This window comes from Agathobaculum sp. Marseille-P7918 (assembly GCF_964248325.1).
Classification (GTDB): Bacteria; Bacillota; Clostridia; order Oscillospirales; family Butyricicoccaceae; genus Agathobaculum.
The window spans coordinates 38,437-55,417 of record NZ_CAXTXI010000013.1 but is presented as its reverse complement, the minus strand read 5'-3'; the positions used below and the strand labels follow the sequence as shown (position 1 = coordinate 55,417).

General features: G+C 47.5%; 23 protein-coding genes. 22 read left to right on the top strand and 1 reads right to left on the bottom strand.

What is annotated here, in order from left to right; all coding sequences use genetic code 11:
- Positions 1–75: 75 nt before the first annotated feature.
- From ACESSO_RS14850 to ACESSO_RS14830, 5 genes are all read left to right on the top strand, one after another.
- Entirely contained in the window at positions 76–1,071 is a 996-nt protein-coding gene (locus tag ACESSO_RS14850) for a DUF4367 domain-containing protein (RefSeq protein WP_373166320.1), read from the top strand.
- Positions 1,072–1,721: 650 nt separating this feature from the next.
- The gene (locus tag ACESSO_RS14845) at positions 1,722–3,713 is read left to right on the top strand and encodes an FAD-dependent oxidoreductase (protein ID WP_373166319.1); all 1,992 of its coding nucleotides are present in this window, start codon (positions 1,722–1,724) and stop codon (positions 3,711–3,713) included.
- A 63-nt stretch (positions 3,714–3,776) separates the two neighbouring features.
- Positions 3,777–4,655: a LysR family transcriptional regulator gene (locus ACESSO_RS14840; protein WP_373166318.1), complete on the top strand. Its 879-nt coding sequence runs from the start codon at positions 3,777–3,779 to the stop codon at positions 4,653–4,655.
- Between the two features lie 360 nt (positions 4,656–5,015).
- Positions 5,016–5,579, top strand: a complete 564-nt coding sequence (locus ACESSO_RS14835) for an RNA polymerase sigma factor (protein WP_373166316.1) — start codon at positions 5,016–5,018, stop codon at positions 5,577–5,579.
- Complete coding sequence (locus ACESSO_RS14830) at positions 5,572–6,537, top strand: DUF4179 domain-containing protein (RefSeq protein ID WP_373166315.1); 966 nt, start codon at positions 5,572–5,574, stop codon at positions 6,535–6,537. Before ACESSO_RS14835 ends, ACESSO_RS14830 begins: the two co-directional genes overlap by 8 nt.
- Before the next feature lie 256 nt (positions 6,538–6,793).
- Here the strand turns inward: ACESSO_RS14830 and ilvA are convergent, their stop codons facing one another.
- Complete coding sequence (gene ilvA, locus ACESSO_RS14825; protein WP_373166314.1) at positions 6,794–8,005, bottom strand: threonine ammonia-lyase; 1,212 nt, start codon at positions 8,003–8,005, stop codon at positions 6,794–6,796.
- 192 nt (positions 8,006–8,197) lie between these two features.
- Here ilvA and ACESSO_RS14820 point away from each other — a divergent pair, with 192 nt between their 5' ends.
- The 17 genes from ACESSO_RS14820 to ACESSO_RS14740 all read left to right on the top strand — a co-directional run bounded on the left by ACESSO_RS14820 (position 8,198) and on the right by ACESSO_RS14740 (position 16,663).
- On the top strand, positions 8,198–8,923 hold the full coding sequence (locus tag ACESSO_RS14820; RefSeq protein ID WP_373166312.1) for a hypothetical protein: 726 nt from the start codon (positions 8,198–8,200) through the stop codon (positions 8,921–8,923).
- Between the two features lie 2 nt (positions 8,924–8,925).
- Positions 8,926–9,477 carry a Fe-S-containing hydro-lyase gene (locus tag ACESSO_RS14815; RefSeq protein ID WP_373166311.1) on the top strand — a complete coding sequence of 184 codons (552 nt, stop codon included), beginning with the start codon at positions 8,926–8,928 and terminating at the stop codon, positions 9,475–9,477.
- An 84-nt stretch (positions 9,478–9,561) separates the two neighbouring features.
- Complete coding sequence (locus ACESSO_RS14810; protein ID WP_373166309.1) at positions 9,562–10,419, top strand: polysaccharide deacetylase family protein; 858 nt, start codon at positions 9,562–9,564, stop codon at positions 10,417–10,419.
- A 4-nt stretch (positions 10,420–10,423) separates the two neighbouring features.
- Entirely contained in the window at positions 10,424–10,663 is a 240-nt protein-coding gene (locus ACESSO_RS14805) for a YlmC/YmxH family sporulation protein (RefSeq protein WP_373166308.1), read from the top strand.
- 92 nt (positions 10,664–10,755) lie between these two features.
- Positions 10,756–11,676: a DMT family transporter gene (locus ACESSO_RS14800; RefSeq protein ID WP_373166307.1), complete on the top strand. Its 921-nt coding sequence runs from the start codon at positions 10,756–10,758 to the stop codon at positions 11,674–11,676.
- 171 nt (positions 11,677–11,847) lie between these two features.
- The gene (rpsB, locus tag ACESSO_RS14795; protein ID WP_373166305.1) at positions 11,848–12,585 is read left to right on the top strand and encodes a 30S ribosomal protein S2; all 738 of its coding nucleotides are present in this window, start codon (positions 11,848–11,850) and stop codon (positions 12,583–12,585) included.
- Between the two features lie 129 nt (positions 12,586–12,714).
- Positions 12,715–13,647, top strand: a complete 933-nt coding sequence (tsf, locus tag ACESSO_RS14790) for a translation elongation factor Ts (RefSeq protein ID WP_373166304.1) — start codon at positions 12,715–12,717, stop codon at positions 13,645–13,647.
- A 163-nt stretch (positions 13,648–13,810) separates the two neighbouring features.
- Entirely contained in the window at positions 13,811–14,143 is a 333-nt protein-coding gene (locus ACESSO_RS14785) for a hypothetical protein (RefSeq protein ID WP_373166302.1), read from the top strand.
- Positions 14,144–14,211: 68 nt separating this feature from the next.
- A complete protein-coding gene (locus ACESSO_RS14780; RefSeq protein WP_373166301.1) occupies positions 14,212–14,376 on the top strand; it encodes a hypothetical protein in 165 nt (54 codons plus the stop codon).
- Positions 14,377–14,408: 32 nt separating this feature from the next.
- Positions 14,409–14,774, top strand: a complete 366-nt coding sequence (locus ACESSO_RS14775) for a hypothetical protein (protein ID WP_373166300.1) — start codon at positions 14,409–14,411, stop codon at positions 14,772–14,774.
- 94 nt (positions 14,775–14,868) lie between these two features.
- Positions 14,869–15,174 carry a hypothetical protein gene (locus tag ACESSO_RS14770; RefSeq protein ID WP_373166299.1) on the top strand — a complete coding sequence of 102 codons (306 nt, stop codon included), beginning with the start codon at positions 14,869–14,871 and terminating at the stop codon, positions 15,172–15,174.
- A 6-nt stretch (positions 15,175–15,180) separates the two neighbouring features.
- A complete protein-coding gene (locus ACESSO_RS14765; RefSeq protein WP_373166298.1) occupies positions 15,181–15,453 on the top strand; it encodes a hypothetical protein in 273 nt (90 codons plus the stop codon).
- Entirely contained in the window at positions 15,453–15,692 is a 240-nt protein-coding gene (locus tag ACESSO_RS14760) for a hypothetical protein (protein ID WP_373166297.1), read from the top strand. Before ACESSO_RS14765 ends, ACESSO_RS14760 begins: the two co-directional genes overlap by 1 nt.
- Before the next feature lie 71 nt (positions 15,693–15,763).
- Positions 15,764–15,982, top strand: a complete 219-nt coding sequence (locus tag ACESSO_RS14755) for a hypothetical protein (protein WP_373166296.1) — start codon at positions 15,764–15,766, stop codon at positions 15,980–15,982.
- 20 nt (positions 15,983–16,002) lie between these two features.
- Positions 16,003–16,248, top strand: a complete 246-nt coding sequence (locus ACESSO_RS14750) for a hypothetical protein (RefSeq protein ID WP_373166295.1) — start codon at positions 16,003–16,005, stop codon at positions 16,246–16,248.
- Between the two features lie 2 nt (positions 16,249–16,250).
- Positions 16,251–16,484, top strand: coding sequence for a hypothetical protein (locus ACESSO_RS14745; RefSeq protein ID WP_373166294.1), 234 nt, complete (start codon positions 16,251–16,253; stop codon positions 16,482–16,484).
- Complete coding sequence (locus ACESSO_RS14740; RefSeq protein ID WP_373166293.1) at positions 16,481–16,663, top strand: hypothetical protein; 183 nt, start codon at positions 16,481–16,483, stop codon at positions 16,661–16,663. Before ACESSO_RS14745 ends, ACESSO_RS14740 begins: the two co-directional genes overlap by 4 nt.
- Positions 16,664–16,981: the final 318 nt, after the last annotated feature.

Here is a 16,981-nt window from a genome sequence, read left to right as displayed (position 1 = left end):
GAAACATGGTATTTGAAAAAACTTGTCACAATTCGCCCTTTTCATGTGTTATCCATGTAGAGGAGGTGCTTCTGAATGGAGAATAAGCGTCATCCCCCCAAGCAGCCTGACAAAGCAAATATTGACGATTTGAAGGCAAAATTGGAACAGATGGATGAATACAGCTTTGATGAAGCGGTTTTGGATGACTATTTAGAGGCAACCGCTGAGGAGAACACGCCTGCAACCCCCATCAATGTGGAACAATCTTTGGCATTATTCAAATCGAAACATGCGGTTTTGATTGACACTCTGAGTGCGGAAGAGACCGTTATTCCGCGAAAAAGCACTGGACGCAAGCTGCTGAAACGATTGGCTGTAGCAGCAGTAGCAGCCATACTGGTTAGCGCTATGTGTGTGGGCGCGTTTAGCGGCAACGTTTTTGGGCTAGCCGCCAAATGGGGCGATGAAACATTCAGCTTCCGCTCTGATTTCAAAAACGACAATATCGGCGGTATCATATACGAAGATCGCGGTGATGGTGACGCTGAACCGGACGACTATAAAGACACGGTTTCCGTTACTGGAGACAACAGTGCATTTTACAGTTATCAGGAATCGGACACCTCTGCAATGGGGATTGAAAAATCCGAATCAGAGTGGGATGAATCCGGTTCGATAGAAACTTTCTATGTTCTGAATATGAACATCGTCGATACGGTTAAAGCCTACGGTATTAACGAAAAGATGTTCCCAACTTGGGTGCCGGAGGGGTTCGCGCTGGATTACGTTCAAGTCACGCGGGATTATTTCTATGACCAGACAGATTTTATGGCAAACTATCTGCATAAAGACGGTACACAAGAATTTGCTGTTTCCTCTCGCACTTTGGTGGAGGGGCAAGACGGTTCCATTATTGAAAAGGATGATCGACCAGTCGAAATATATACCGTAAACAATGTGGACTGGTATATCATGCATAACTTATCCCGTGTAAATGCAGTAGCCATGATTGGAAGCCGTGAAGTCAGTTTCTGGGGCGATGTATCTGTTGATGAGATGAAACAAATTATTGATTCTGTGTACAAATAAAATGTTGAGCATCCCGTTATTCTCGATAAATATAAGGACAAGTACTTATGGAAAGAGATGGAGCATATCGGGGTATATGCAATAGTCAAGTTCTTAACGATTTTTCTTGCAAAACAAAGCAGGAGAGACAACAAATTTCGTTGCCTCTCATGTGTTATGGCAGGACAGTTTTTTTGCGCGTAATGAAGTGGCCGAGGAACTAGGAGTATCCGTACCCTATGCCTACAATTGAAGTGATACAATAAAACCGTACACCTAAGATGATGATATAATGAAAAGCAGAGAAGATGTCAAAGATGGGGCCGAAACACAATACAGCATACAAGGCCGATGTACTGAAATTAGCCGACGAAATCCGAGTAAGCGCGGTGTGACATTTCCACGAAGGTTATATACGACTGGCGGTGTGCGGAGCGACTTTCCAAAAATGTATCATACTCTTGGTTTTGCACATCATTGCTATTGTTAACCTTTATTTTTCAAACCAGGTCTAACTCACACCCGAAAAATATGAAAACGACTGACATCATTTTGTTTCCATGTGGAAAGAATCTTCTGATACCATTCCTTTATCTTTTTGATATATGATTAAATAAAGTGCTGCAGAGGTGTTCCGCAGTTTAAATCTCTATTTTAGGAAAGGAGTTATCATGAAGTACAAAGAACTATTTTCTCCTGTCAAAGTAGGAAGCATTACATTGAAGAACCGCTTCGCAATGGCACCAATGGGTCCTCTGGGTCTTGCAGATGCAAACGGCGGCTGGAATCAGCGGGGAATCGACTACTATGTGGAGCGTGCCAAAGGAGGCACCGGTCTGATTATCACCGGAGTTACGTTTTTTGACCAGATTGTGGAGAAACAGGATCCTTCCAATGTTCCGAACCCGCTTTATAAGCCAGTTCATTTCGTTCGGACAAGCCGCGAGATGACGGAACGAGTTCATGCATACGGAAGCAAGATCTTCCTGCAGCTAAGCGGTGGTTTCGGACGTGTGACGATTCCAACCAATGTGGGTGACATTCCTCCCATCGCGCCTTCTCCTATCCCGCACCGCTGGCTGGACAAAATCTGCCGTGAAATCAGCGTCGATGAGATCCATGCCATCGTGAAACAATTCGGAGAAGCTGCATTTCACGCAAAACGCGCCGGATTCGACGGTGTGCAGATTCACGCCGTACATGAAGGATATCTGATGGATCAGTTTGCAATCTCTCTGTTTAATCAGAGGACAGATGAATACGGTGGATCTCTTGAAAACCGCCTTCGTTTTGCAAAAGAAGTCGTAGAAGAAATCAAGAAACGCTGCGGACAGGATTTCCCGGTTACTCTTCGTTTCAGCGTAAAGAGCATGATCAAGGATTGGAGAGTAGGTGCTCTTCCGGGCGAGGAATTCGAGGAAAAAGGCAGGGATACCGAAGAAGGGCTGGAAGCCGCAAAACTTTTGGAATCCTATGGTTACGATGCACTGGATACAGATGTTGGAACCTACGATGCATGGTGGTGGAATCATCCGCCGATGTATCAGGAAAAGGGGCTGTATCGGAAATACTGTAAAATGGTCAAAGAAGTCGTAAATATTCCTGTCTTCTGTGCCGGACGTATGGATAATCCGGACATGGCGTTGGAAGCAATCCAAAATGGGGTCTGTGATGTGATTGATTTGGGACGTCCGCTCCTGGCCGATCCTGACTACTGCAACAAACTAAGATCCGGGCATCTTGGTGAGATTCGTCCCTGTATCTCATGTCAGGAGGGCTGCATGGGCCGTGTTGCAGAGTATTCCATGATCAATTGCGCCGTCAACCCTCAAGCGGCAAGAGAAAGAGTCACAGCCTATGAACCCATCATTCGGTCCAAAAAAGTGCTGATTATCGGCGGAGGCGTCGCTGGATGCGAAGCTGCAAGGGTACTGGCCATAAGAGGCCACAAACCCGAAATCTTTGAAAAGGCAAACCGTCTGGGTGGCAATCTGATTCCTGGAGGAGCACCTGAATTCAAGGAAGATGACATCGCATTGGCCGACTGGTATACCAGAGAACTAAAGCGCCTGAATGTACCCATCCATCTTAATACTGCATTGACAAAAGAAGAAGTCTTAAATGCAGATTATGATACGCTTATCATTGCTACCGGATCTTCGCCGAAAGTATTCTCTCTGGGCGATGACGAACATGTGTATACTGCTTCTCAGGTCCTCTTGAAAGAGAAGGACTGTGGAGATTCCACCGTTGTTGTCGGCGGTGGTTTGGTTGGCTGCGAGACAGCACTCTGGCTCGCAATGCACGGCAAAAAAGTTACAATCGTAGAAACGCTTGACAAGATCATGGCAGTAAACGGTCCACTCTGCCATGCCAACAAAGATATGTTGGAGGCTTTACTTCCATTTAACGGAATCGACATTATCACCGGAGCAAAGGTCACAGGTTATCAGAACGGTGTCCTGACTGCTGTCGGAAAAGATGGTGAAAAGCAGATTTCCTGCGACAGTGTAATCTTGTCAGTGGGCTATAAGGAAGAAAATTCTCTGTATCAGGAACTAGAATTCGAAGTGCCGGAAATCTATCTTCTTGGAGATGCGAAAAAAGTTTCCAACATCATGTATGCAATTTGGGACGCATTTGAAGTGGCAAACCATATCTGAATCTGCTAAAATAAAGTAGTGTACGGGACGTACACTACTTTATTTTTTTCAGGAGAATGGGGAATGGATACAAAGCATCTGGAATATTTCCGAAGCGTTTATGAAGAAAAAAGCATCCATGCTGCGGCAAAGAAACTGTTTATCTCACCCCAGGGGCTGGGGAAAATTATTCAGAATCTGGAAGCAGAATTCGGCACAACCTTTTTTAACAGGACAAAAAACGGCGTATTTGCTACTAAAAGCGGAAATCTTTTTTATGAACAGTGTGTAAAAATCTGTAAGGATTTGCAGCTTCTGCAATCCCGCATGGAGAGGATAGAAGAAGACCGGTCGCTGAGAATCGGTTTCGCCACTGGCACACTCCAACTGTTTCCATTAAATATTCTTTATCGGTTCATTGAGAATCACCGGGAAATCCAGATTCACTGGTGCGAATATTCTAACCAGATTCTGATTCAGAAGATTCTTTCTTCTGAAATAGATTACGGATTCGTCGTTGGAAATGCCCATACCGGCAACCTGACACAAAAGCTTCGCTGTGTGTGTCCTGTTGTTCTGCTCGTCTATGAGGGCCATCCTTTATATAACGAGAAAATTATTTCTCTGGATATGTTACGCAATGAAAACCTGATCCTCATGAATGAATCTTTCCAGATCTATCATGACTTCACTGCCGCATGCCGTATACATGGTTTTGCACCGAAAGTGATCGCAAAAACCATGGACGGAGGTACACTTTACAGACTTTGTACAGAAAAATTAGGACTCGCTGTCACTCCGCTTTTTCCCATTCAGAATTATTTGCATGTAAAAGCGATTTCTCTGGCAGGTGATTACACATGGGAAATCTATGGAAGTCGCCAGAAAAATTTAAATACCGGCAGCGAACTCGATCTTTTGGAAACATATCTGGATGAACAGCTCCCACACTGTGTCTTATAGACATAATGAGGGAAATCCCATGAAATATCAACAAAGATCAGCACAAGTGAACCATTTTTTCAGTTTAAAGGCATAGTGATGTTGTACAGCTCGTTAAACGCATCAGGCAATCATAATCAAGTATAAGAGCGACAGTCTAAAATACTGTCGTTCCTTTTTATATAGCGGAAAAGTGGCGGCTATGTGAGAGGTACGGTCAAAATGTCGGATGGCATCCAATATTTTGACCGTTATTATCCGTGAAATCTAAGCATTAAATACAAGAACATGAAATAATCATTTGAAAATGTGTAAGGTTTGCCGTCATTTTCTGTCTTATCAAATAAAGGGGTATTTAGAGCAGTGAAAGGGGACAGCGCTGTGGAGGATAACCAGATTTTAGAATTATACTGGCAGAAAAACGAAGATGCAATAAAAGAGAGCAACAGCAAGTATGGGGCTTACTGTTTTAAAATAGCCAACAATATCCTGTGCAATCAGGAGGATTCTGAGGAGTGCGTCAATGATACTTGGCTCAATGCATGGAACGCAATTCCCCCGCAGAAGCCGAAAAGACTTCGGATCTTTCTTGCAAAAATAACCCGCAATCTTGCGTTCAACCGATTCAATGCACGCTCTGCGAAGAAGCGTGGCAGCGGCGAGCTTGTTCTCGTCTTAGATGAGTTGGCTGAATGCCTGTCCAGTGAATCGAATGTAGAAAATGAATGCGAGACCAAGGAGCTTGGACAGTATATCCGATTGTTTGTCCGAACGCTGTCAGAGCGAGATAGTAATGTGTTTGTACGTCGCTATTTCTTTACAGATTCAGTAAAAGAAATTTCAACGCGATATGGATTGACTGAAAACAATATTATGGTAATACTGAGTCGAATACGAAAAAAATTAAAAATTTATCTTATAGAGGAGGGGCTTATCAATGAATAGCAAAGACTTATATAGCAGTTTCCATGAAGTAGATGATGATATTCTGGAACGTAGTGAAGTTGTTTATGCTAAGGCAGATTCAAAAAGGCCTCCCCGCTGGACACGGTTTGCGACAATGGCCGCCTGCATCGTTATTATCGTGGGAACACTACTTACAGCAGAAGCGGCAGGGGGGAGCGTAAGCAATCTTCTGGCTCCGCTTTTTGGCTTTGCGCAAACCGAAATTGTCGATGAGATTGGCATACCAATAGGGGTAACGGATTCTGTCGACGGTTATACACTGACAGCCGATGCTGTGATTGGGGATCGGTATAACGTGGCAGTGGTGTATACGCTGAAAAGAGAGGATGGACAGCCCATCACAGATGAACTTTATTTTAATGATTGGGAAACAAACATGATTGCAGGTAGCGGTAGCGGATCGTTAACTTGGGTTGTTGATGAGGAGCATCCTGACCAGATATCTTTTATCGAATCGTGGAGTTGTTCGACACCATTATTTGGACGTTATGTAACTGCATCATTTTCCAATCTCTCCATTCGTCATGAAGGGTCGGAGGATTCCACTGTTATTGCAGAAGGGCCATGGAAATTGAACTATACCCTGAGATATAAAGATTCGACTATATCCGTTCCGGTGAAGAAACTAAAAGTGACAGACAAAGCGGGAAAAAGCTATCAGGTAAATAAGATTCTTCTGTCCACGATTGGACTCCATATTCAAGGCATCTATTTTAATCCTGTATGGGAGGAGGAGAATGCGCTCCAGTATTTCAAGGTATCTATTCGAAAAAAGAACGGCACCATTATTGATATGCAGAATTCAGGTAAGGGATACAGTTTTGCACAGAATGATACTTCAGCAGATATCCGATTTGAAGCAATGTTTCCAGAACCAATTCCAATAAACGACATAGAAGCGGTTATCATATGCGGTACAGAGGTTCCCGTAGAATAATGCCCGCTCATTCTCTTTGCACCTGTCCCAAACGATATGCCAATCTGGTGGAGCAAATCCGTCACACTCCTCTCGGGCAGCATAAAAAGCGGCTGGCAGCACATTGGCTGCCAGCCGGAAAACTCTATATTTTCTCACTGTCCTCTTGACGGGGAGCAGTTCATTCATTATGCTGGTGCTCCTTGCTTTCGTACCAGCAAGATGAAAATCTATCGCATAGTTTGTCATTTCTTTGACCAAATGGTTGTATTATGGTTCAAATTTGCGAGGTGAATACTTGATACCCCTGACGGCTCATTTCGTCAAGCAGACGCTTTGCATGCTCAACACCGCCAACCTCACATACCACTTGAATAATTGCCTCGCCGATATCCAGATCTGCCTGCACACGATCATGCTGAAAACGAATGATATTGGCGTTCTGTTCCGCGACCAAATGCGCAAAACGTTCAAGCGCACCGGGAGCATCCGGCATGATGGTCGAGAACTTGAGGTGACGACAACGAGTGACAAGGCCCTTTTCTACAATCTTATGGATAAAGGACACATCGATGTTGCCGCCGGACAACACGCAGACAACCTTTTTCCCCTTAACATCAACCTTGTTATTCAGAACAGCCGCAAGAGAGGCTGCGCCTGAAGTCTCCACAACCTGCTTGCAGCGTTCGAGCAGCAGCAACACGGCAGAAGCAATCTCATCATCCGAAACGGTAACAACGCGGTCTACATATTTCTGAATATATTGGAATGTGTTTTCGCCCGGCGTCTTAACCGCAATGCCATCGGCAATCGTACGCACATTATCCGAGGGAGTCAATGTGCCGGCGCGGAAGGAGTTGGCAATTGCCGGAGCTCCCTCAGCCTGCACGCCAATCACTTGAATACGAGGATTGATCTGTTTAGCGCAAGCAGCCACGCCCGAAATCAGTCCGCCGCCGCCGGCTGGAACAAAAATCATGTCGACAAACGGCAGATCGCGCAGGATTTCGAGCGCAATCGTGCCTTGACCGGCCATAACATCCTCATCATCAAAAGGATGAATGAATTCTGCGCCGGTTTCCTCACAGATTTCACAGGCTTTAGCATAGGCCTCATCGTAGATGTTTCCTGCCAGCACGACCTCAGCACCATAGCCCTGTGTAGCAGATACTTTGGCAATCGGCGTGGAGCGCGGCATGACAATCGTCGACTTGACGCCCACCGAGCTGGCCGCAAATGCAACGCCCTGCGCATGATTACCTGCGGAGGAGGCGACCACCGCATGCAGATCACCCTCGGCATAACGCTTCATAATCTTGTTGTATGCACCGCGCACTTTAAAGGAACCGGTTTTCTGCTGATTTTCATATTTCAGGTAGACTTCTGCACCGGTCATGCCGGAAAACGTGCAGGAAGTGGAAAGCGGAATGTTGTGGATCACATTCTTTAAACGATCCGCTGCCGCCTCAAAATCTTTCAGTTCTAACATAGCATTCTTCCTCAATTTAGCAAGATGAATTTATCATAACACTACCGTGCTTTTTTTGCAAGAAAAAATAGTAAAAAGGTCGAAAGGTATGAACGCCTTTTGGCTGCTGATGCAGTTTATGTTGCTATTGGAAATGCTTTTTGCTATACTAATACTGATCATAGAGAACAGAGATGTGGAGGAAATACAGGCATGGATGAGCAGAATAAGGGCTTCCGCGGGGCAATATTCGGCGGCTTTCGGCGGGAGGATGTACTGCATTACATAGAGGAAACGGATAGTAAATATTTTTCCGAAACCAAGGAACTGCGCCGTCAGCTAACCGAGGCACAGGCAGCCATGACGGAACTGAGTGAGCAGAACAAAACTTTGACCGCTAAAAACGCCGAATTGCTGGAGCGACTGGGCGAAATGACGCTGGATACTGATAAAATCCGCGCGCAGCTCGACCAGATTGAGCGCGGATTTTCTATGCAAACGGGGGAAATCGAGGCGCAGAACGCTCGCGCAGAGGAGCTTGCTGCGGAAAATGATCGCCTTTCAGCGGAAAACGCAGAGCTTTCGGCCAAGTGCGGGGAGTATGATGCATCCAAGGATAAAATTGCGGAGATGGAGCTTTCGGCCTACCGCCGCGCCAAACAAATCGAGGAGGACGCCAAAGCAGAGCTGCAGAAGCTGCGTCGCCAGTCGCTTGACATGATTGATCAGGTGAAGCGGCAGTTGGACACGACCAAAGAAAACTACCGCACAGTGCTTGCGCGCAGTCAGCAGGAGTCAGCTGAGATGGCGCGTAAAGCGGGTGAGGTCTTGGGTGAGATAGATCGGATCAGCGCTGCGCTGAGCAAGGGTGAGACCGAGAAAAACAAAAGCGGATTGCGGGATGTGCTGAACAATCTGCGTCCGAAAACGGAGGAATAATCATGGCACATTATGATTTGAAAACCGAACAATTAAAGGAATGGGCGCCTAAGCTACGCGCAGGTGATACCGTTACACTGACCGGTGTGGTATATACGGCGCGCGATGCAGCACACAAACGAATCGTGGCCGCGATGGACGCAGGTGAAGCACTTCCCTTTGATTTGGACGGTGCTGCGATTTATTACGCGGGGCCTACGCCGGCAAAGCCTGGACAGGTGATTGGTTCGGTCGGACCGACGACCTCCGGCCGCATGGACCCGTTTGCGCCGCGTCTGCTTGATGCAGGTCTCACATGCATGATCGGAAAGGGCGTACGCAGTCAGACCGTACAGGACGCAATGCAGCGCAATGGGGCGGTATATATGGTTGCAATCGGCGGCGCAGGCGCAGCAAAGGCGGCTTCTATCAAAAAGGTTGAAGTCATTGCGTATGATGATCTCGGCTGTGAATCGGTCAAGCGACTGACGGTTGAAAATTTCACCGCCATCGTTTCGCAAGACTGTGTTGGCGGCAATCTGTATACCGAAGGCGTAGAAAAGTATAAGCGCTGACCATCACTTCTGCTGCACGAATCGAATATTTGCCCCTGCCCGGACATAAGCTGATCTGAAAAGCAGTTCGGGGAGGGGATTTTTTTGAAGTTAGGATTCCGGCATACGGCGTTACAGGCGGTGTGTACGGTGCTTGCGCTTTGCTGTGCCTTGGCCTTGTTAGGTCGCGGCAAAGCAGAGATGGCGCTCGCGGAGCAGCAAGGTGTGCACTTGCCGGTGCTGATGTATCACAGCATTCTCAAAGACAGCGCACGACAAGGACAGTATGTCGTTTCGCCGGATATTTTATCCGCAGATTTGGATGCGTTGCAGGCGCGCGGATATCAAACTGTAACGGTGGCTGATCTGCTGGCCTATGTTTATGATGACGTTGCGTTGCCGGAAAAACCGGTCATGATTACCTTTGACGACGGCTACTATAATAATTATGTATACGCATACCCATTGCTGCAGCAGCGCGGTATGCGTGCGGTTATCTCAGTGATTGGCAGCCAAACGGCGCAGTATACAGAAAATGGAGTGGAAAATGCGTATTGGTCGCATCTGCGGCTGGAACGACTGACAGAAATGCAGGATGTGTTTGAAGTGCAGAACCATTCATGGAATCTGCATGAATACGGCGAACGCCGTGGCTGTCTGCGGCGGCGAGGGGAGGATGAGAGCAGTTATGAAGCGCTGCTGCGTGAAGATACGGAGCAGACACAAAAGCTGCTGAGCGAAGCCGGCCTGCCAACGCCGACCTGCTATACTTATCCGTTTGGCGCCTGTTCAGAAGAGAGTGAACATATTTTAGAGGGTATGGGATTCTTGTGCACACTGGGCTGCGAAGAGCGGATCAACCTGGTGACAAGAGACCCTGCCTGCCTGTATGAAATGGGGAGGTATAACCGTGGAGCGGGCGAAAGCACAGAAAGCTTCCTCGCAAGAGCGCTGGGGGAGTGACAACATGGGCCTGATACGTTTTTCCGACCTGCATTGCCGTGAGGTAATCAACCTGTGCGACGGGGCGCGGCTGGGTGAAGTATGCGATTTGGTATTCGATCCTGTTTGCGGACAGATTACGGCAATTGTTGTACCCGGACAGGGGGGATTGCTCGGAATGTTTTCGCGGCAGGATCAGGAAATCCCATGGCAGTGTATTGAAACACTGGGGGAGGATTATATTTTGGTGAAGTTTCATCGATAATTGCAAAAAAGATAGCGGAATGGAAAAGAATATGGTATACTTCAATTAGTCCGTCATCGGACAATCGAAGCGAAAGGAAAGAGGAAAAGGATATGGACAGACGGGAAAAAATAGGGTATGCCCTAACAATGTTTGGTGGGATCTGTTGGGCTTTTTCAGGGGCTTGCGGACAGTTTTTGTTTCAGAACCGCGGTTTAAGTTCAGACTGGCTGGTATCAGTCCGATTGACACTGGCCGGTCTGATACTTACCGTTTATTCGCTGCTGCGTTGGCGTGGGAATGTGCTGTCAATTTTCCGTTCTGCAAAAGGCGTTGCAGGAATAATCGTGTTTGCTTTGTTTGGTATGGCCATGTGCCAATACTCCTTTTTTCGCTCAATCGAGCTTTCCAACGCTGCAACCGCGACCACGCTCCAATATACCGGCCTTGTTCTTGTCATGTTGTGGCTTGCGCTGTGGGACAGGCGTTTACCGCATCGAAGCGAGATACTTGCGGTAATATGCGCCATGGCAGGCGCGTTCCTGCTGGCGACACATGGCGACCCATCGCAGCTTGTTCTGTCTGATAAGGCCCTGTTTTGGTGTATGATGGGTGCTATCTCGTTTGCGGTATACAGTGTGCAGCCTCGTGAAATGATTGTACAATATGGTACAATGCCCATTACTGGCATTGGCATGCTGATTGGTGGAATCGTATTGTGTGCGGTATTCAAACCGTGGCATATAGTAGGCCAGTGGGATATTGTGACCGTATCGGGATTAATGTATATTACTGTTTTCGGCACGATTTGCGCATTTTGCTGTTATCTGGAGGGGGTACGTCGGATTGGTGCGGCCAAGGGAAGTATTCTTGCGGCGATTGAACCGGTGGCATCGGCGGTGCTGAGCGTGGTGTGGCTGGGTGTGCCGCTTGGTGGTATGGATATGAGCGGTATTGCACTAATCGTTGCGGCAATGGTTTTGCTTGCAAAAGATAAAGGACATGAGACGGATAAAAACATAGAAAAAACGTGAAATTTCTGAAAGAACAGAAAAATTGATTGACAAAGTGTGTATTGAAGCGTATACTATTTAAGCACGAATTCGCACACCTCGTGATGAAAGCAGCCGGTGACGGATCATTTCTGATCGGTTGCTGCTGTCAGATGATCAGGGGTGGAGGAAACAACCAAGGAGGAAAATAAAATGGCAGTAATCTCTATGAAGCAGCTTCTGGAGGCCGGTGTGCACTTCGGCCATCAGACCCGCCGCTGGAACCCGAAGATGGCAACCTACATCTTCACCGAGCGCAATGGTATCTATATCATTGACCTGCAGAAGACCGTAAAGAAGCTCGAGGAAGCTTACTTCTTCGTGCGCGATATGGCAGCTGCTGGTGAATCCATCCTGTTTGTCGGCACCAAGAAGCAGGCGCAGGACGCAATCAAGGAAGAGGCTGAGCGCTGCGGCCAGTTCTATGTCAACGCACGTTGGCTGGGCGGTATGCTGACCAACTTTAAGACTATGCGCACCCGTATTGCCCGTCTGAACCAGCTGCAGAAGATGCAGGCGGACGGCACCTTTGATCTGCTTCCCAAGAAGGAAGTTATCAAGCTCCAGCTCGAAATCGCCAAGCTCGAGAAGTACCTCGGCGGCGTTAAGGAAATGAAGAAGCTCCCGGGCGCTCTGTTCGTGGTTGACTCCCGTAAGGAGAAGAACGCGATTGCAGAGGCTCGCAAGCTGGGTATCCCGATCGTTGCAATCGTTGATACCAACTGCGATCCGGACGAGATTGACTACGTCATCCCGGGCAACGACGACGCAATCCGCGCCATCAAGCTGATCTCCCAGACCATGGCAAACGCTGTGCTGGAAGGCAAGCAGGGCGAGCAGCTCGAAGTTGAGGCCAAGGCTGACGAGGCTGAAGCCAAGGCTGAGGCGTAATTCTGATATTGTAATATTTCCGCAGGGCGCGACGCCCCCGGCGCGCCGTCCGGTTTTGGCCGTGTAGCGGCGCCGGGCCGTCGCGCCCCTGTGGCTTTGATGAAAAAACTTGATTTGGAGGAATATAAAATGGCTTTTACTGCTGCTGACGTAAAGAAGCTCCGTGAAATGACCAACGTAGGCATGATGGACTGCAAGAAGGCGCTGACCGAGGCGGACGGCGATTTTGACAAGGCGATCGAACTGCTGCGCGAAAAGGGCTTGGCCAAGGCTGCTAAGAAGGCTGATCGCATTGCGGCGGAAGGCGTTGTCTGCGCGACTGTCTGCGATGATTGTGGCGTAGGTGCAATCATCGAAGTTAACTCGGAGACCGACTTTGTTGCCAAGAATGCTGATTTCCAGCAGTTCGTAGCTGATCTGGCTGGCGTTGTTATGAAGGAAAATCCGGCTGACGTGGAAGCGCTCAAGACCTGCAAGATGGGCGATTTGACTGTGCAGGAAGTGCTGCAGGAGAAGGTTCTCACCATTGGTGAGAACATCCAGATCCGTCGCTTTGTTCGTTTTGATGACTCCACTGTTAACGTTGCATATACGCACATGGGCGGTGTCATTGGTGTTCTGGTTGGCTTGCAGGTTTCCGATAACCTGAAGGGCAATGCAACTGTAAAGGAACTGGGCAAGGATATTGGCATGCAGGCAGCAGCGATGAATCCGTCCTTTATGGATAAGTCCGAGGTAGACGAGGCAACTCTGGCTAAGGAGAAGGAAATCCTGCTGATTCAGGCTCTCGAGGAGAACAAGACTGCTGCTAAGCCGAAGCCGGAGCAGATCATCCACAAGATGGTAGAAGGCCGTATTGGCAAGTACTACGAGGAAAACTGCCTCCTGCAACAGGCTTTTGTTAAGGAGAACAAGGTTTCTGTTGAGCAGCACATTGCAGCAGTTGCCAAGGAACTGGGCGGCGAAATCAAGCTTGTCAAGTGCGTACGCTTTGAGAAGGGCGAGGGCATTGAGAAGAAGCAGGACGATTTTGCGGCAGAAGTTGCTTCCATGGCGAAGTAATTTATTTTTTGTAATTCCTAACTGAAAAACGCACCAATTCACCCACATAAAATGAGCAAAACGAGGCTCGGAGAGTAACGTAAAGTTACCCTCCGGGCCTTTTTTTGTCCTTGTGGGACGGACAATTAAGAGGATCGGAAATAGAATAAGGAGTGAATGACCTATGATGAATATAGAAGGAATGCAGCCGCTTTCGCTGGAGCAGGCTCAGGGGATGGACGGGCAACCGGTTTGGTATAAGCAAATGAAACAGTGGTTCATTGTTTCCATAAACCATAAAAATTGGGGAGATTGCATTGTCGGCGCCAACTCTTACGCTTCATTGGAAAATGCGGTAGAGCGTGGATTGTATGCTTATCCTCCGGTCACAATCGACAGGGAGACGCTAAACTGCGCCGGTTGCGACTATCTGGATCGTGAATGCGTGCCATGCGCTCATTGTATTCGGGCGGCAGGATACGCAGACTATTACAAACCGCAGGAAGAGTCTGAATGATGAGTGGAGTGTCCCACCGGGGACCTGCAAATAAGCGCAAGTAAATTTTTACGCGCAGGACACCAAATATGGGAAAGCTGGAGAAACAAACACAATATAAGGTATTGTTTCACTGGCCCCATGGTGACCTGCAAATGACTGCAAATAAAGCCAAAAACCACAAAATACAGGAAATGCAACATGAAAAAGCACAATATGTGCCGCTATTTTACCGGCCCAATCATTGGCTGTGATAGGATAAAATCACGAGAAGGGAGCTGCTTACATGCAAACGAATCATGACACATTCTCCAAGAGGGAAGAGGCAGTCCTGCAATACATTGATGGACTAACCGACACAGCCAAACAGACGATCTCCATATCGCGCGTTGCCACTCGTTTGAATTACGATTACTTGGAAAGCGCTGCAATCCTGTCGAGCCTCGCCGATGCCGGAATTCTGACACAGTATGATGTCCTGTGCTGTCCTGAATGCGGATGCATCATCAAGAGGGTAGATGGAGCAGAAGAGACTGGTACAGAACAATGCGTACATTGCGATGCACAGGTGGATATGAGTGGCGAAGGTTGCTTGGATTGCATTGAAGTCCGGTATGCGCTTGTGAAAACTGATTCCCTTGACCTGAGTTGACATCAAGCAGGGTAAGAAGCAGAAAGAACCTATCATCAGCGCTGAGGAGAGGTTGCGACGCATGAGTTTCATTTTATAGAAAGCAGGAATACCAATGAATTACGTAAGCTCGCCGAATGAGACCATCCGCATACAGATCAATGACATCTACGCTTATCTCTTTTCTCTGAACCGGCAACCAAACCATTCGGACAGGGAGCAGCAGCAGATCCGGGCCATGGAGCGCCTGATATCGAATGCCATTACGCGAAAGGACATCCCGGCGTACTCATTGCAGCAAGTCGTTGAGCTGCCGGTGGCGGAAGCAAAACAGATCTTCGGGCCGAAGCTGGAGGAATGGCAGGTTCTGAACAGGATTCGTGAGGCTGTGACAAGCAAATGCGTCCTGAGAACGGCCTAAAAATATATGAAATGTATTTTGATAGGTGAGATTATGTTTGTTTTATCAGATACTACAAAAAGAAATCTTGAAAAATCTTTGGGAATTTCTTTAGGGCAACTTGGTAATATGACTGCTGATGAGGCACAAAAATGGATTCGAAAAAATAGGAAAAAAGTTCTTTTTAACGAATCAAGGAAGAAAGAGGTTGCTGAAACAGGAAATCCCCTTTTGACACACCGGAAAATTCGCACTCTTTCTGATTTGGATAAAAAAAGCAAAGACTTGTTCGGAATTTAATGATGAGAGATGACCAGACAGGATTGGAAATGGATGATAAGGGCTTTGGCGCTGAACAGATTGGGAATTGGGGGGAAAGGAGAATAGTCATGTCGTGTGTATACGATTGTACGCGGTGTCCTCTTTGCGGAGAACTGATGTGGAATGGTCAGTGCGAGAATCCGGATTGCAAATACCATTGGCATCCGAAAGACGATGATGAGGTGGATGAGGACTACCAAGGCTACATCATCATATAAGTTCACTTTGCAGGAAACTGGATTCTGATACGGCGATCTGGCCCGCCGGAGGGATAGATAGGTGGAGAACAATGTCAGAATATAAGAACGGAAGAGTGCTATTGTCCTTAACTGCGGCACAAGCTTTTTGCCAAAAGCTAAATAATCCCTCTGAAGAAGTCACGGCCCTTAGAAAGAGCTTTCTCGACGATATGAGAGAGGATGTTACGTTCATTCAATCGGGTACAGATCATGTTATCGCGAACATTGCAGGCTTTGATGATTCGTTTTTGGACATGGCTGATGATTAACTGAGAAAAGGAGAAAATGTATGGAAGCTAAAGAGAGATACCCGGAGGGCATAATCAGATACCTGAGACAGCGAAAAGGGCTGGATGCAGACGACACGCACCTCGATGAGCACTTCCAGTCCATGAGTCCGTCCCACGTCTTTTCGGAGATTTTGGAATGGAATGGCCTGCTCGGTGGCTGGGATTTCACAATTAAGGGCTGGATCAAGGACATCTACGGTATTGACCTTGATTCTGCGGCAGCAGAGGAAAGAGGCGCATTATAACAATGACGGCAGAAGAATTGCTGAGAAAATACCAGAAGGTGTATGGAGAGATCGTTTTCCCCGATGACGACATCAATGTGCTGCGGGAAATTTGGCGTAATCCGGCTGGATGGATGTACTCCTTCGACGGTATTCAGTGGGAGGCTGCTCCCATGGATATCGGTAAAATTGACTACACCCATGCTTTATTCCGGAAAGGCACGTTCCAGAAAAGAGAATGGAGGGATTTTAAGTGAACCTGTATGGCATGACAAAGAAGAAAATCATCCATGTGATCGCTGATAACAGCCGAAATGGATGCAACGGATACTGGTACGCTGCCTGCGGCAAGTGGATCATGCCTGCCGATGTTACAGAGGCCATGCCGGAAACAGGACGGATGTGTCTGCAATGCCAGAAGAAGTGCCTCAACTGATGTTCCTCATTTGATGTCGCCTCTGAAAAGTTGAGAGTAGGGAAGTGGAAAGTTGAGAGTGGTTTTTCAAACCCTGCGATAATGTTATGCTTTTTCGTGATATTCCGGTTGTTCCATGACATTTCATCTGCATTTTGAGCACTGTCCATGGAAGAGCCGGTTGAGAGTACCTTGAGAGTTCATTTCAGTGCCATGCCAAGTGTAAAGAAGGCGGTTGAGCCGATGAACAGGACTTCGATACCGCAGCCCTGCACGTTGGAGTGAGTGCGTCATTGGGCTGCCAGCTAAAATGCTGGAGATGCTATCAAAAGTGATGGA

Coding starts and splice junctions, on each gene's coding strand:
- ACESSO_RS14850 (WP_373166320.1), top strand. CDS start 76: ATGGAGAATAAGCGTCATCCCCCCAAGCAGCCTGACAAAGCAAATATT.
- ACESSO_RS14845 (WP_373166319.1), top strand. CDS start 1,722: ATGAAGTACAAAGAACTATTTTCTCCTGTCAAAGTAGGAAGCATTACA.
- ACESSO_RS14840 (WP_373166318.1), top strand. CDS start 3,777: ATGGATACAAAGCATCTGGAATATTTCCGAAGCGTTTATGAAGAAAAA.
- ACESSO_RS14830 (WP_373166315.1), top strand. CDS start 5,572: ATGAATAGCAAAGACTTATATAGCAGTTTCCATGAAGTAGATGATGAT.
- ilvA (WP_373166314.1), bottom strand. CDS start 8,005: ATGTTAGAACTGAAAGATTTTGAGGCGGCAGCGGATCGTTTAAAGAAT.
- ACESSO_RS14820 (WP_373166312.1), top strand. CDS start 8,198: ATGGATGAGCAGAATAAGGGCTTCCGCGGGGCAATATTCGGCGGCTTT.
- ACESSO_RS14815 (WP_373166311.1), top strand. CDS start 8,926: ATGGCACATTATGATTTGAAAACCGAACAATTAAAGGAATGGGCGCCT.
- ACESSO_RS14805 (WP_373166308.1), top strand. CDS start 10,424: ATGGGCCTGATACGTTTTTCCGACCTGCATTGCCGTGAGGTAATCAAC.
- ACESSO_RS14800 (WP_373166307.1), top strand. CDS start 10,756: ATGGACAGACGGGAAAAAATAGGGTATGCCCTAACAATGTTTGGTGGG.
- rpsB (WP_373166305.1), top strand. CDS start 11,848: ATGGCAGTAATCTCTATGAAGCAGCTTCTGGAGGCCGGTGTGCACTTC.
- tsf (WP_373166304.1), top strand. CDS start 12,715: ATGGCTTTTACTGCTGCTGACGTAAAGAAGCTCCGTGAAATGACCAAC.
- ACESSO_RS14785 (WP_373166302.1), top strand. CDS start 13,811: ATGATGAATATAGAAGGAATGCAGCCGCTTTCGCTGGAGCAGGCTCAG.
- ACESSO_RS14780 (WP_373166301.1), top strand. CDS start 14,212: ATGGGAAAGCTGGAGAAACAAACACAATATAAGGTATTGTTTCACTGG.
- ACESSO_RS14775 (WP_373166300.1), top strand. CDS start 14,409: ATGCAAACGAATCATGACACATTCTCCAAGAGGGAAGAGGCAGTCCTG.
- ACESSO_RS14770 (WP_373166299.1), top strand. CDS start 14,869: ATGAATTACGTAAGCTCGCCGAATGAGACCATCCGCATACAGATCAAT.
- ACESSO_RS14765 (WP_373166298.1), top strand. CDS start 15,181: ATGAAATGTATTTTGATAGGTGAGATTATGTTTGTTTTATCAGATACT.
- ACESSO_RS14760 (WP_373166297.1), top strand. CDS start 15,453: ATGATGAGAGATGACCAGACAGGATTGGAAATGGATGATAAGGGCTTT.
- ACESSO_RS14755 (WP_373166296.1), top strand. CDS start 15,764: ATGTCAGAATATAAGAACGGAAGAGTGCTATTGTCCTTAACTGCGGCA.
- ACESSO_RS14750 (WP_373166295.1), top strand. CDS start 16,003: ATGGAAGCTAAAGAGAGATACCCGGAGGGCATAATCAGATACCTGAGA.
- ACESSO_RS14745 (WP_373166294.1), top strand. CDS start 16,251: ATGACGGCAGAAGAATTGCTGAGAAAATACCAGAAGGTGTATGGAGAG.